Source organism: Vibrio sp. CyArs1, from assembly GCF_022432925.1.
Lineage (GTDB): Bacteria > Pseudomonadota > Gammaproteobacteria > Enterobacterales > Vibrionaceae > Vibrio > Vibrio mediterranei.
In genome coordinates this window covers 175621-190391 of the sequence record NZ_JAKRBO010000001.1, presented here as the reverse complement: position 1 = coordinate 190391, position 14771 = coordinate 175621, and the positions used below count along the sequence as shown (strand labels likewise).

Here is a 14771-nt window from a genome sequence, read left to right as displayed (position 1 = left end):
AGGATAAACATGAAACCAATGACCGTCGGCGTAGCGATGCTTTTGCTCGTGTTTGGTAATCAAATTGCTATTTTGTCAGACGCACTGATTAAAAGTGTGGGTAATGACGTCGCTGTTTTTCAGTTCGTCTTCTTCCGTCAGTTGTCAGCGGTTCTGATCTTGTTGCCTTTTTTCCTATTTAGTAAACCAAAAAACATCACTGAAGGTTTGAAGTGGCATGCTCTGCGAGCACACGTGTGGTTGTTTGGCGCCATATTCATGGTTTACGCCATTTCATCAATGCCATTGGCAACAGCCAATGCTATTTTCTACGCAGCACCGCTGATGATGTTACCTTTAGCTGGCCTGTTTTTTGGTGAGAAACTCTCGCGCCAAACCATAGCGGCAGCGATTATGGGTTTTGCCGGTGTGTTAGTCATTATCAGACCTGACCAAGTCGATTTTGCCGCCTTATCGGCCTTGGTGGTTGCCCTTACTATAGCGGTAAACAATCTACTAATTCGCAAACTGCCTAAACAGCAATCGGTCGTGCACACGTTACTCATCACTAACCTTGTTGGAATGCCAGTCTCGTTATGTTTGGCATACATGGAAGGTCAATCTTGGGATTGGAGTTCGTTTCCTGTGGCCGCCGCATCAAGCACCTTTATTTTGATTTATGCGGCGACGTGCGTGTTAACCTATCGTTCTGTAGATAGCAACAAAATTGCCAGCGCAGAATACAGCGGTTTGATTGGCGCAGTGGCAGTGGGCTTACTGTGGTTCGGTGAAGTTCCCGATATCTTTATGGCAATTGGTACCTTGATGATCGTCGTTCCTATTGTCTGGTTAACCAAACATGAGAAGAAACGCAAACGAATGCATAAAGAGACCGCGATTGTTGAAAGCTAGGTCACAGCAATGTGAACAGTTTGTGAATGCAATTTGTAATATTTTTTCCATTTCATATACTTAATAGCGAACTCTGAAATGGAAAATCACTATGAAACACTTAACTAGGACGTTATTGTTCTCATCTCTTTTAGCTACATCAAGTCTTCAAACAGCCTCTGCAAACGAGTGTGGTACTGTCACTATCGCTGACATGAACTGGAATTCAGCCACACTCATCGCCAACATCGATAAATTTATTCTGGAACACGGTTTCGACTGTGATGCAGAGCTTGTTCCCGGCGATACCATGCCAACAGGCGCATCGATGATTTCAAAAGGACAACCTGATATCGCACCTGAGTTCTGGAGTAACTCAATGCGTGAAGCCTTAGATCTCGGTGTTAATGAAGGCCAGATTCAATACGCCGGAACCACGCTTACCGATGGCGGTGAAGAAGGCTTCTGGGTTCCTGAATACATGGTTAAACAAGATCCTACTCTCGCAACGATCGAAGGCGTACTTGCCAACGCGAAGAAATTCACTCACCCAGAAGACCCAAGTAAATCCGCATTTTATACTTGCCCAGCAGGTTGGAACTGCCAAATTTCTGCTGGTAACTTATTTAATGCACTAGGTATGGAACAAGCGGGATTTGAACTAGTCGACCCAGGTTCAGGTGCAGGTCTTTCCGGCTCGATTGCGAAAGCCTATGAACGTGAAGAAGCGTGGTTTGGTTATTACTGGGCACCGACTGCGGTTCTTGGTAAATACAAAATGGTCAAAGTAGACTTTGGCAGCGGTGTCGACGAGACCATGTTTAAAGACTGTATTACCCAAGAAGAATGTCTTGATCCTAAACCTACGATGTACCCACCTTCAGCTGTTGAGACGGTTGTTACCGATAGCTTTGCGAAGAAGTCACCAGAAGCGATGGCGTATTTCAAGCAGCGTGAATTCACCAATGCTCAAATGAATGGCCTACTTGCTTGGATGGAAGACGAGCAAGCAGATGGTGAATATGCCGTTGAGCACTTTATGAAGGAATACAAAGATACGTGGGCAGCATGGCTGTCACCTGACGTAGCCGCAAAAGTACAAAAAGCGGTTGATTCACTGTAAAAGAGATAAAGCTCTAGAAGGATTGCCTCTTCGGATTTAGAGGCAAATTAGAGTCAGAGATTGATCCAATACTCGCCATGATGGCATTGGTTGGCGTCAATCACACTAAAAGAAGATCCCTAAGTTAGGGATCTTCTTAAATGGCAGAAGTAATCAAGGAGTAACAGATGTCTAATGCCAGTTGGTTGAGTGAAATACCTCAGCTCGATAGAAAACAACTACTCGATATTCGTAAAACCCTCGACGGCGCATATCGCGACTTCTCTCGCGAATATGGCGACGCCATCGAATCCATCTTTGACCCTCTCTTGAGTTTTTTAATCTGGTTTGAAAAGCTGCTTCTTTCTAGCCCTTGGTGGCTCATCCTCGGTATTTTGGTCGGCCTAGCCTACTTAGCCAGCCGCTCATGGAAGCTTAGTGCTTCTGTTGGTATTGCATTCTTTCTAATCGGCTTCTTCGGAATGTGGGACAATACCATGCGAACCATGAGTATTATTCTCGTCTCCACCTTTGTCGCCATCGCGCTCGGAATACCTACCGGTATAATTATGGCTCAGTCTAAGAAAGCACGAGCCGTGATCACTCCGATACTCGATATTATGCAAACCATGCCAGCGTTTGTTTATTTGATACCCGTGGTCATGCTGCTTGGCATTGGTAAAATTCCGGGCGTTATTGCCGTCGTCATTTATGCCATTCCGCCAGTGATTCGACTGACAGATCTCGGTATTCGCTTAGTAGACAAAGAAGTTCTTGAAGCTGCTACTGCGTACGGCGCAAGTCCGATGCAGCGCCTATTTGGCGTGCAAGTTCCTTTGGCAATGCCAAATATTATGGCAGGTATCAACCAAACCATTATGATGGCGCTCGCCATGGTGGTCATTGCCTCTATGATTGGGGTGAAGGGATTGGGCCAACCTGTGCTTAAGTCCATTACCAACCAATACTTCACTTTAGGTCTTTTAAATGGTCTAGCGATCGTGGCACTTGCTATCATCTTCGACCGCGTTTCCCAAAGCTACGCTAAGCGTACCCAAGCTCACTTAGGAGGAAGAGAATAATGACTCAACCTCAGCCAATTATTCAAATTAAAAACCTCTATAAGATCTTTGGTCCTAAAGATAAGTCGTACTTACAAGCCGTCAAGGACGGTGAGACCAAAGATGAGCTACTAGCACGTACTGGCCATACTCTTGGACTTCAAGATATCAACCTTGATGTCTACCCTGGCGAAATTTTCGTCGTCATGGGGCTTTCCGGCTCGGGTAAATCCACATTGATTCGTCACTTTAACCGCCTCATCGACCCTTCTGAAGGTGAGATTATCGTTGATGGATCTGACGTGATGAAACTATCCGATAAAGACTTGCGAGATTTCCGCCGCCATAAGATGTCGATGGTATTTCAACGTTTTGGATTACTTCCGCATAAGTCAGTCATCGACAACGTAGCGTATGGGTTACAGATTCAAGGCTTAAGCAAAACAGAGCGCTTAGCCAAGGCAAAAGAATGGATTAAGACCGTGGGCTTAGAAGGCTATGAAGAACAATACCCTAGCCAACTTTCAGGAGGACAACAGCAACGTGTTGGCCTTGCTCGCGCTCTATGTACCGATGCCGATATCCTTTTAATGGATGAAGCATTCTCAGCACTCGATCCGTTAATCCGCAGCGAAATGCAGGACCAGCTGATCGAACTTCAGGAAAAACTGCACAAAACCATTATCTTTATCACTCACGATTTGGATGAAGCACTGCGCTTAGGTGATCGCATCGCAATTCTTCGCGATGGCGTGGTTGTTCAACAAGACAAACCTGTCGACATACTGCTAAACCCAGCGGACGACTATGTTGAAGCCTTTGTTAAAGACGTTAATCGTGCGCGTGCGTTAACCGTAGAGACAGTGATGCAACCTCCTATTTCGCGCATTACTGCCGAAACTCTTGGTGAAGCGCTGACACAAATGCGTCGTTCAAAACACGATTATGGTTACGTTGTCACTGACGAAGGATACCAAGGAGTCATTACTCAAGAAGCGTTGGAGCAAGTTGAGCGCTCTGATTACCATAAGGAAATTCCTGATGAGATGTTGGATGATGTTCCTGCGGTGAAAAGCGATGCTTTGTTGGAGGAAGTGATTCCAGAAACGCTGGATAACGATCACCCTCTTCCGGTTGTCGATGACAACGGCGACCTTCAAGGCCACCTATCTAAGTCAACGCTTGCTGATGTACTAAGTGATAACACCAGCGAAAATGAAATCTCGGAAGAGGAAACGTCTGAGCCAAAAAAGGGCGCAGCCTAACTTAACTAATGGCGCAAACCCAGCGTTTGCGCCATTCTGCCGCCGGATAATCGTCTGGCCAATATTCTACTTGCTTGACGATTTCTCCATTTTCAACGGTATGAAACGTAATGGCTTTTGCTTTGATCTTTCCATCAGTGACATTAACATCGGTAACGACCGTATTACCCTCTGCAACAATAGAAACAATATCAAACTGCCACAACCCATTAGCGGGATACTCAGTGTTTACCGCAGCAAAGTTCTCTCTTCCCACGATTTTTTCATTCGACTGAGGCCAATGAACTTCAATACTTTCTGCTAAACACTCACTCGCATAATAGAAATCATTCCCTTCCATTGCACGCCAATACGCTTCAACTATCTGTTTAACGTTTTCCATAAATCTACCTTCCATGTTGTTACTGGTGATAATCTAACGCAGAAACAACTGTATACATATACAGTTTGGTGAATTTTGAGAACTAAGGTAGAGAAGAAGCGAATGGCATAACGTCAGCTACACCGTCGTCCTAGGTTGAATGACGAAATTGCCCTCCTGAGACTCGGTATAACGATAGCGACTCTCTTTTAACAACCAAGACAGCGGATGGCGAACCCATGGCTGTGGGTCAGTTGGAGCAAAAGCATCGACACCCCGCAAGGAAATACAGTGCCAACCACATTCTTCTGCCTGACGAATACAACGGCTTGCATGCCAAAGTTGAGCAACAATATTCACCTTGCGAACTTGGGTATACTGAATAGCCTTCAAAGCGACTTCTTTTGTTGTCATATAAGTCTCGTTATGCCCGAACTGAATGGAAGTAACGCGCGACTTAAAATTTGGCTGCGAGTCTAAAACAATGTCGCAGATTTCCCATTGCAGGATAGCTTGAATCCTTGGCTGACTGAGCATAATAGTAATGACTTGCTCGGCAATGAGTTGATTAACCTCTCTGCCTTCTCCATATGAAAAGGCTAAAATGGGAAATCTAGGGTCAACGACACCACGAGGTTCGGTGAAGTATTGGTATCGTTTAAGATAGATATCTAACTCACAAAGAGCCCTAGTTGTTACGGGCTGTTCGCAACGAGGGTAGTACTGATGATGGGTCAAAACCCACGAAGTATCGGACGTTATCAATTGATTATCAGCCCATGTTAGAACGGTACAAGGCTCTAGCATTTCCATTCCTCACGATATTCAGAAATTGCATTGAAGCATTCGACAACCTAAAACAGTTACCTTTACTACAAACTTAAGCCATCTCGGTAAAGCCTTTACCAACTAACGTTCTGAACACGTACCCTAATGAATGTAGCCGCGATTCATTATTCAAGTAAGTAGCAAATAGACTGAAAACTAATCTGTCTCAATCTTGCATCAAAACTAGAACTTAACTTGTTCGCTGCTCACGGTTTGCCTCTTTACGTTTTAGCAAAGTCACGCTTCAGTTTTATGAACAGTGAAGAACCTCTGCGTTAAAATCGTTTCTAACCGCACCATAACTCCAACCTCACTCTCACAAAATTTGTAACGGCTAAGAATTTGGAACAATTAATGCAACTGTAATCACAGTTTCTTATCGAAAGCGCAAATTGCCCTATTCGTAACACATTCAAGGAGAGAGATGATGTTAGATAACTTTGTAGACTCAATACAGGCGTACACTGAGCTTAAAGAGATAAGCATCCGTTCTGTATTTGGCGGGAAAGGCGTTCTGTCTAATGGTGTGATGTTTGCACTAATAAAGGGCAACAAGCTCTACCTTAGAGCACCGAATAGTAAGTTTAAGGACGAATTTTCGCAATTAGGGTGTACGCCATACGAGTTTCATTGGCGCTCATCGTCTCGCAACTACCCTAGCTTATCTAGTTACTATTCCATTCCTGAAGCTGTAAAACATTGCGATAAACAAATTGCAAAGCTCTGCGAAGAAGTTTGGAGTGTAGGTTTGGAAGAAAAAAGGCGTAAAGAAACGCCCACGCGCATCAAAGACCTTCCTAATATGCAATATAAAACGGAACGAATGTTACGTAAGGCGGGCATCCACTCCATTGATGAATTAAGAGAGCAAGGTCCTGTGAATGCTTATAAAGCAGTGTGTGGTAGCCACGATAAACAGCCGGGAATCAACTTACTGTTTTATATAGCTGGTGCGTTGGAAGGCATACATTGGAGCATCCTTCCTGAAACATTGCGAGAGACACTTTCTCGCCAAGCAGGCTCCGACTATCTTACTCATTAAAAAAACGCCCTGCGGCCAAAGGCTGCAGGGCAAAACATTAATACAATGTCTATGTTGGATGCATGTGTTAATTGAAAGTGGACAGGACAACTAAGCACATACCGTTATTAAACCACGTGCTTCAGTGGTTCGATAGCGAATAACCTTATCAAGTGATTGCAAACCCACTTCAATAGATGACCAATTGTTTCGAAATGTAGATCAAGCCCCGTCATATGTAGGCTACCCGACCCAAATCACACTCCACTGTACTAATTTGTAAATTAAATCATTAAACTTATTGCGGTTAATTGTAGTTAAGTTGTTTAAATAGGAGACAATTTTAGTTATAAATGGGAGTTATTACGGACAAAGTTTTACGTATAGGATGTACTCAATGAACAAAAAAACGCTCCCCCTCACCATTGCCTCTTTACTTATCGCGACGTCTTTTCATGCACTCTCTGCCAATGTTCCGGATGGGACGGTATTAGCAAATGAGCAATATCTTGTTAGAGGAAATGGAGCCGAGCCTAGCACTATCGACCCAACCTTCGTTAATTCGGGCATGCCGGGCGACATTATTGCCAACGATATGTTCGAAGGATTAATTATCGAGGACCAAAATGGGCGAATGATTCCAGGTCAAGCCAAGTCTTGGAGTGTCTCCGACGACGGTTTAACAGTGACTTTCCAACTAAAAGAAGATCTCAAATGGTCTGATGGCTCGCCGCTAACAGCAGAAGACTTTGTCTTTGCTTGGCAACGCGCGGTAGATCCTAGTACGGGTAACAACACTGGACACTACTTCAAGACCGCCAACATCGCTAATGCTGGCGCTATCTTATCGGGAGACGTTAAAGCTTCTGAATTGGGTGTAAAAGCGCTTACAGACACTGCTCTTGAAGTAACCTTAACCAAACCAACACCGTATTTCTTAAGCTTGATGAGTGTGAAGACCTTCTTTCCTCTTCCTGAAGCAGTAGTAACAAAGTTCGGTAACCAGTGGACTCGTCCAGAGAACATGGTCACCAATGGTGCTTATAAGTTGGTTAAGTGGGTACCTAATGAGTATGTTGAAGTAGAGCGTAATCCACAATATTGGGACGACCAACACACTGTCATTAATGGCGTGACCTATCTTGGTCTTGCTTCTCAAAATGCTGAACTTGTGCGTTATCAATCAGGTGAGATTGATATGACCAACCGAATTCAGTTGGAGCAATATCAACGTTTGATTAAAGAGGATCCATCTCAAATCCAAGGGTTGCCACTACTTGGTTCGTATATCTACTCTTTCAACACCCAAAAAGCGCCGTTCGATAACGCCAAAGTTCGACAAGCCCTTACCGTTGCTATCGACCGCAACATACTGGTTGAGAAGATCACTGGTCAAGGAGAAGTCGCTGCTTATACGCCCGTTCCATCTATCATTCCAAATTACGATGCTCCACATATGGCATACAGCGATAAGAGCATGCAGCAGCGTTTGGAAATGGCAAAACAGTTGTTAGCAGAAGCTGGATATAACAAAGACAAACCGCTCGAATTTACAGTGACTTATAACACCAGTGAAAACCATAAAAAGATAGCCTTGGCCCTCGCCTCCATGTGGAAGCCGCTTGGCGTCAAAGTTCACCTGCAGAACATGGAATGGAAAGCCTATGTCTCAGCTAAATCTTTAGGAGATTTTGAGATAGCGCGTTCATGGTCATTTGGAGATTACGCTGAGCCCTCCTCGGTGTTAGCTTCATACACTTGCAACCACGTTGAAAATGAAAGTGGCTTCTGTGATGCGAAATTTGATGAGCTAATGCAACGTGCTAGCGTAACCGCAGATAAAGCCAAACGCTACCAACTGTTCAACCAAGCAGAAACCATATTAGCCGAGGCCGCACCGATGATTCCACTCTACTATTACAAGCATACTCGACTGGTTCGAAATACTCTGAAGGGCTTCCCGATTAATAACCCGAAGGGCAATATTTACGCTAAAGACATGTACTTTGTTCAACCAAAGTAAAGTAGCGCCTACGCGCATTCTTTGATAGTGCACCACTATCACTGTTTTCAAACCATTAACCTCATTGATGCTCATTGTTTATACAATGAGCATCAATTTATAGCCTTGCCAATCGCCATTCGAAACTATCCTAGTTTCAGATAGATCCCCTTTTTTCGCTAGTGACCTCAACATCCCTGCTCTATAGAATCCGCGCCAACCTCTTTCACTACACCTTATTTAGAGAATCCAATAATGAATCAAGTATTCAATTCAGCACATATGACAAAAACGCTAATGCTAACAATCTGGATCGTAGCCGGTACGGTTATTCTTCAGAAGTTAGGTATTCACGATAAATGGCCTGCATTCCTTGCGCTAATCTTTTTCTTTGAAGCAAGATTTGACCTAAGCAAACTTAAGAACATTTTCGCAGCTGGTATTGTAGGTATCGCCATGGGAATGCTAATCCCTGCAACCTTGGGAGCACTGGCGCCTATCGTTGGCGGTGAGAACGCGTTTTACATTTACGTTGCTGGTGTTGTTCTGATTACTATTGGTATGGGGCCAATCGCGCACTTTGCATTTAGTTATATTACGTTCGCTTATGTGGTGATGTGTATTCTTCACAAAGACCACGTTGTTGAGCATGGCTTATCTTGGATGGCAGTAGCTCTTCTTGGTGGCGCTATGTACATTGCTGGTGTTACTGCGATTGCTAAATTTCTTGAGAAAAAGGCACTCGTGGCTCAGCAAGCATAAGACTACGTGGGAGCGGTCTGTGACGGCCGCGCTCACTTATTTATTATCTCTTTGGTGTAATAATTATTTACCCAACCAACACTACCAAAGTTTTTGAAATTATTTATACTCTCGCCCATCAGAGTACGAGCGGTTTCGTATTCACTTGTTTGGTGGTAATGCAGTATGTTTCAAACTCTTGTTTCTCTGCCTCCAGCTATTGCACTTTCAATAGCCATTGTAACTGAAGTGATCGCAACTTCGTTTATTCCTAAGACAGAACAATTTACCAAGCTGGCTCCCAGCCTAGTGGTTGGTATCGGCTACGCCGTGGCTTTCTTTTTGTTATCTGTCACCGTTAAAAGTATGCCGGTTGGTGTGGTTTATGCGATCTGGAGCGGTGCAGGCATTGTCTTAGTAGCGACGGTCGGATATTTTGCTTACGGGCAGAAATTGGACCTAGCGGCAATTGTCGGAATCGGGCTTATTCTATCTGGCGTTCTTGTCGTCAACTTGCTTTCGAAAACCGTAGGTCACTGATCTCAACCTCATCAACGATTTCACTAGGGGCCCTGATTCGGGCCCTCCGTTATTTGTAATAACCTATGCAGGCTTACCCCATACTTCAATTTCTTGGAAGTTGTTCCATTTGACCAGCTTGCTGTTCACAGGGTCATTATTGCCGTTACAAGTAATTCTTAGGGTACGGGCCTGTTGACCACCAAGCTCTACGTCCACATAGCCAGTTGTATCTCCCGGTGTTTGGTAACTCATGAGTTTAGTGAACTGCACGCCATCGCTACTTACCGATATATCCATAAAGTACTGCCTTACATCGCCCTTAGCTTGTGAAAAACGCAGCACATCAAGGCTAGATATCTTTGACAATGTAATATCAAAATGAATCCCTTCGCCTTTCGCCGTCCATTTCGTCGTAGGGTCACCATCAATAGCCATCTCTGGTGTATGATCTACCCGAGTCACAGAGGCCGCGACACCGGCGATTGCTAGATTTTCGCTTTCCGTTAAATCCTGCCCTAAGAAACCTAAGTAACGGCTTGGGAAGTGATTTTCCTTATCTGGCGACAAAGTGGGGAAGATATAGTCAACTCCAGATTCCGATAATCCAAACCATCGACATAATGTCGCAGCATACTGTTCCGACGCTGTGGTAGGTATAAACTTGTTACCTATTGCGTCTGGACCATCCTTAACAAACTCTGGATAGCGACCATAAGCTTTGCCGCCTTTTACACTACCGCCTATAACTAATTGGTTACTTCCCCATCCATGATCTGTACCTCGATTACTGTTATTTTGAATGGTTCTACCGAAATCAGACATGGTGAAAGTTACTACGCTATCTTGCAATCCATCAGCCTCAAGGGAGGCATAAAATGCGGAAACAGCATCGTCAATCGTGGTCAGCAAACCATCATGCTTGCCACGCTGGTTGCTGTGATTATCGAACCCACCTAGCGAAACAAAAAATACCTGACGTGCTTGATTAAGGCCGCCACTAGATTGGATAAGTCTTTTGACCATTTTCAACTGAGATCCAAGGTAGCTGGAAGGAATGTTTGGATCTTCTGGGTATTGGTCGAGCAAATCTCCCAATGTATCTTGAAAATCTAAGATGTCTTGGAAGCTCTGCAAGTATGCCTTACCGAACTCCGATGCATTATTATCAGCAAGTAATTTGGTAATATTATTGTTTACTGAGTTTACCGACAAAGAGGACATTGCACGAATTCCCGATGAACTCACTCTAAGGTCTTGCACTCCCGAACCATTCATTAGCTCGTTACCACTGAAAGAGAGATTAGGTGAAATGGATTCAGCCCCAGTCGCTAGTAGGTCCATCATCATTCCAGCCCAACCGTAAGGATGATACTGACTCGTCGCCCAGCTTCGCTGCCATGCCAGTTGCTGCTTATTATGCGCCCCCAAATTGGGAGAGCGTTTGACAACGTTGTAGTTTTCCTTGGTTGTTGGTTCGATTAATGAACCGACATTAACGATACTTGTCGCCACTTTGGTCTCGAACAAACTGGATATTTTGGGCATAGCGGCATTGAGGGCTAAGGATTGCTGATTGTCGTCCATAATATGACCAATTTGCGACACCTCATGATCCCATAACTGAATATCTGGCCGGGAATCTCTATAATTATTTAAATTTTCTCCATATTTTGGAACAAGCATATTAAAAGAATCATTACCACCATAGAGAAATAAACAAACCAAGGCTTTATAATCACTTCCATCATTTGCTAAAGCGCTCGACGGCAATGATAACGTCAATGGAATAGAAGTTGCTGCAGAACTATAAAGAGTGCTTTTAATAAAATTACGTCTTGTTAATTTCATAGTACTTTACTCCTGAACCATAAAGTTGGGAGAGATAAATGCAAAATAAAGCATGGCTGATACCGAGTAGGGTTTATTATTATCGCTTTTCGCATTCCATAAACCTTCAAATCGAGGCGCTAAATCTGCAGGAACTTCTCCTCCAAAGAATCGATTTGCAATTAAATTTATAAGCTGTGAGTAGTCTCCAGATGCCGACACAAAATCCGACACATCCGGATAGAGTTCTCCAGAACTATTTGAGCTAGTTTTATAACCATTATCGGTAACCAGTTTCCAAGCAATATTGCTCATTTTAACGGTTTGGTTCCAATCAATGATCTCAAGCTCAGGAGCAGTTAGCCCTTGCTCGCCAAGACCGCCCATTGGTAGGTAATCTGGAGAGTAGAAATTAAATACCGAAGGTGAACCCAGTGGATATTGACCAAAAGTGTCTTGATATAGCATGGCATTTGGTGTGATAGTTGCGCCTGCCCCCGGTTTGCTATCCAGAGCACGATACAGGTAGGTCATGGCCAATATGGGCTCGCGAAGTTTCGCGCGAAATAGACTTCCTTCTGCATTTACTTCGTCATCAAGTAATACTGCTTTAATCACTGCTGCTAGGTCTCCATCCGTTTGTTTAAACACGGATGAGACTCGCCCCACATAGGCAGGAGTCGGGTTAGAGGTGACAAATCGCTTAATCAACAAGGTAGAAATATTCGGGGCGGTATTAGGGTGTTTGACTAACACTTCCAGCACGTGATCGAGTTCTTGTTCCGCTCCAACGCCAGCCGGAAAGCTCTCTCCCAACACCTTTTTTGATTCCATATCGTGGTAAGAATTGTTTGCTTCCATAGGAGCATTCATGCTGCTATTAGACATAAACCAACCAGTAAATATTCTTGCCATATCTTCTACATCGGCATCGTCATAATTAGCTTCGGGGTTACCTTCCAAATCTAAATAAAGTGTTCCGTCTGGATTAAGTTTATTTAGACCTATCGTAAACAACTGCATGATTTCTCGTGCATAGTTTTGATCTGGATTCACACCAGTTTGAGACTTGGGAAGGTTACCCACCATCGTCAAGTAATGTCCCATGATGGGTGAGCGTGTGACATGATAAAGCAGCGTTTTGTAGTCGCTGAAAGCGTATGTTGTCAGAATGTCATAGTAATTGGCTAACTCTAATGGATACGGTGCCAATTGCGCATCGCGGTCGCCCACAACCAGAATTTGACTTAGTGCGAATGCAACTCGTTGACGTAACTGAGCGTCATCTTGCAAAGCAAGATCAAACCAAGCACAGACTCTCATTTCCTGAGTAAGGGTTGTTTGACCACGCTGTTGCTGCTGTACTAACGTTTGTGAAACATGGTTTGTGTAACTGAGGTTAATCTGTTGGTCGATCCAGCCGTTTCTATCATCACTAACTAATAACGCTTCAACATCGCCTTTCTTAATTCCCATCGTCGCTGCATCAAGAAATTTAGATGCCTGTTTATATGATAAACCATCCATAGTTATTCCTTATATTATTCCCTAGCTCGCATTTATAAAACTAGTACCCACAAAATATATTTCAAACACAAAATCCAGATTTAAAATAACCCTTCCTAAGCAAAGTTGAACATATAAAAATCAATACAAACACTTATAAAGAGATTATATTAATCACAACAATTAGACTTTAAACAACATAATAAAATAAGAATAATTACTTTAATAACAAATAGATCAGAATAACTAATGAAAAATAAAAGTATTTTTTAGATGATTATCAATCTTCGATAATTTAGATTGAATATTCCAATTTTCATTGAAGAATTTTATAAGGTGAGCAAATAGCCGATTTTTAAACAAATTACAGATTGCTTTTCTAGCCAGTTCCTGCACCATAGAGACTAAACTAATGTGCTACTAGTAAGAAATATCATGAGAACTCTGCCATGGAATGCTTGGTTACTTGCCACAGTCCAACCTTTTGTCCTCTCTGTAGGCGCTTTAAACGTATTTTTGGGAGGCATTGTCGGTACCAGTCTTCATAGTGACCCGACCCTCGCTACTTTTCCGGTCACTGCTTTGATTTTAGGCGTATCACTTAATATCTTTCCCGCTGCTCGTATCCAAAGAAAAATCGGTCGAAAACGCGCTTTCGTTATCGCTGCGCTAGTAAGCAGCGTCGCGGCCTTCTTTGCAGCTTGGAACATCGATAATGGCAGTTTCTGGGGATTCTCACTGAGCACTTTTATTCTTGGCACTCAATTAGCCTACGTCGGTCAATATCGATTCGCAGCAATAGAGAGTTGTGCAAACCCTTCCCAACATGCCAGTGTTATAAGTTTAGTTTTGGTCGGAGGTATTGCAGCAGCATGGGTTGGTCCTGAACTGCTCAATTTGGGCCAGTTTATCCCAATGTTTGAGTCTGATTACGCTCGGGCATATGCGGCACTAGGGACTCTAGAGATCGTTGGTGCTCTCATTCTGGCTATCGCAATGAAACCTCTAGAGATTCACGATAGCAATAACGAGGTAGGTGAAGCGCGCACCCTTTCACTTCTATTTAAACAACCCCTACTTTGGCTCGCTATCGGTGCTGGGCTTACCGCTTATGCAGTTATGGCTTTCTTAATGACTGCGACACCACTTGCGATGTCAGGTCATGGACATGATATCCAAAGCGCAAAATGGGTCATTCAGAGTCATGTCATGGCAATGTACTTACCGTCATTAATCACTCCGCTGATCATTAAGCGCATCGGTCTCTACAAGTTGATATCCTTAGGTTGCATTATATTCCTTGCTTGTATTGTCATCGCTCTACTAGGACATTCCGTACACCATTATTGGTGGGCATTAGTAGCACTTGGTGTGGGTTGGAACTTCTTATTTATCGGAGGGACAACATTATTACCTCAAACATACAAGCCTAGTGAGCGATTCAAAGTGCAAGCTGTAAACGATTTCTCTATCACTGGATTTCAAGCGGCGGGTTCATTAGGAGCGGGATTCGTCCTCTATACTCAAGGCTGGGCGTGGATGTTGATTGCCTCACTATTTCCTATCGCGCTGTTGTTTGTCCTCAATTTAGTCGTTAAGAAATAGCTCAAGTAACCATGTTTTGACACACAAAACCATATAAGGCCGTCAATGACGGCCTTATTC

General features: G+C 43.6%; 13 protein-coding genes. 9 read left to right on the top strand and 4 right to left on the bottom strand.

Going from position 1 to position 14771, the window contains the following annotated elements:
* Positions 1-9 precede the first annotated feature (9 nt).
* From MMA19_RS00840 to MMA19_RS00825, 4 genes are all read left to right on the top strand, one after another.
* Positions 10-891: a DMT family transporter gene (locus MMA19_RS00840; protein ID WP_006070438.1), complete on the top strand. Its 882-nt coding sequence runs from the start codon at positions 10-12 to the stop codon at positions 889-891.
* Positions 892-982: 91 nt separating this feature from the next.
* Complete coding sequence (locus MMA19_RS00835; protein WP_240205243.1) at positions 983-1993, top strand: ABC transporter substrate-binding protein; 1011 nt, start codon at positions 983-985, stop codon at positions 1991-1993.
* Positions 1994-2160: 167 nt separating this feature from the next.
* A complete protein-coding gene (locus MMA19_RS00830; RefSeq protein WP_006070440.1) occupies positions 2161-3054 on the top strand; it encodes a proline/glycine betaine ABC transporter permease in 894 nt (297 codons plus the stop codon).
* Complete coding sequence (locus tag MMA19_RS00825) at positions 3054-4298, top strand: glycine betaine/L-proline ABC transporter ATP-binding protein (protein ID WP_171389444.1); 1245 nt, start codon at positions 3054-3056, stop codon at positions 4296-4298. Before MMA19_RS00830 ends, MMA19_RS00825 begins: the two co-directional genes overlap by 1 nt.
* Position 4299: 1 nt before the next feature.
* Here MMA19_RS00825 and MMA19_RS00820 read toward each other — a convergent pair whose 3' ends face one another.
* Together MMA19_RS00820 and MMA19_RS00815 are read right to left on the bottom strand one after the other, a co-directional pair.
* The gene (locus tag MMA19_RS00820; protein ID WP_031495514.1) at positions 4300-4680 is read right to left on the bottom strand and encodes a nuclear transport factor 2 family protein; all 381 of its coding nucleotides are present in this window, start codon (positions 4678-4680) and stop codon (positions 4300-4302) included.
* A 117-nt stretch (positions 4681-4797) separates the two neighbouring features.
* A complete protein-coding gene (locus tag MMA19_RS00815) occupies positions 4798-5466 on the bottom strand; it encodes a hypothetical protein (RefSeq protein WP_124941972.1) in 669 nt (222 codons plus the stop codon).
* 445 nt (positions 5467-5911) lie between these two features.
* On the opposite strand from MMA19_RS00815, the gene MMA19_RS00810 reads away from it, so the two are divergent.
* From MMA19_RS00810 to MMA19_RS00795, 4 genes are all read left to right on the top strand, one after another.
* The gene (locus tag MMA19_RS00810; RefSeq protein ID WP_081411538.1) at positions 5912-6529 is read left to right on the top strand and encodes a TfoX/Sxy family DNA transformation protein; all 618 of its coding nucleotides are present in this window, start codon (positions 5912-5914) and stop codon (positions 6527-6529) included.
* 376 nt (positions 6530-6905) lie between these two features.
* The gene (locus tag MMA19_RS00805; RefSeq protein WP_240205242.1) at positions 6906-8531 is read left to right on the top strand and encodes a peptide ABC transporter substrate-binding protein; all 1626 of its coding nucleotides are present in this window, start codon (positions 6906-6908) and stop codon (positions 8529-8531) included.
* Between the two features lie 234 nt (positions 8532-8765).
* Positions 8766-9272: a hypothetical protein gene (locus MMA19_RS00800; RefSeq protein ID WP_240205241.1), complete on the top strand. Its 507-nt coding sequence runs from the start codon at positions 8766-8768 to the stop codon at positions 9270-9272.
* A 165-nt stretch (positions 9273-9437) separates the two neighbouring features.
* Complete coding sequence (locus MMA19_RS00795; RefSeq protein ID WP_006070447.1) at positions 9438-9791, top strand: SMR family transporter; 354 nt, start codon at positions 9438-9440, stop codon at positions 9789-9791.
* Between the two features lie 63 nt (positions 9792-9854).
* Here MMA19_RS00795 and MMA19_RS00790 read toward each other — a convergent pair whose 3' ends face one another.
* Both MMA19_RS00790 and MMA19_RS00785 read right to left on the bottom strand, forming a co-directional pair.
* A complete protein-coding gene (locus MMA19_RS00790; RefSeq protein ID WP_240205240.1) occupies positions 9855-11621 on the bottom strand; it encodes a DUF1501 domain-containing protein in 1767 nt (588 codons plus the stop codon).
* Between the two features lie 6 nt (positions 11622-11627).
* Positions 11628-13127, bottom strand: a complete 1500-nt coding sequence (locus MMA19_RS00785) for a DUF1800 family protein (RefSeq protein ID WP_240205239.1) — start codon at positions 13125-13127, stop codon at positions 11628-11630.
* A 414-nt stretch (positions 13128-13541) separates the two neighbouring features.
* On the opposite strand from MMA19_RS00785, the gene MMA19_RS00780 reads away from it, so the two are divergent.
* A complete protein-coding gene (locus MMA19_RS00780; RefSeq protein ID WP_006070450.1) occupies positions 13542-14711 on the top strand; it encodes an MFS transporter in 1170 nt (389 codons plus the stop codon).
* Positions 14712-14771 lie beyond the last annotated feature (60 nt).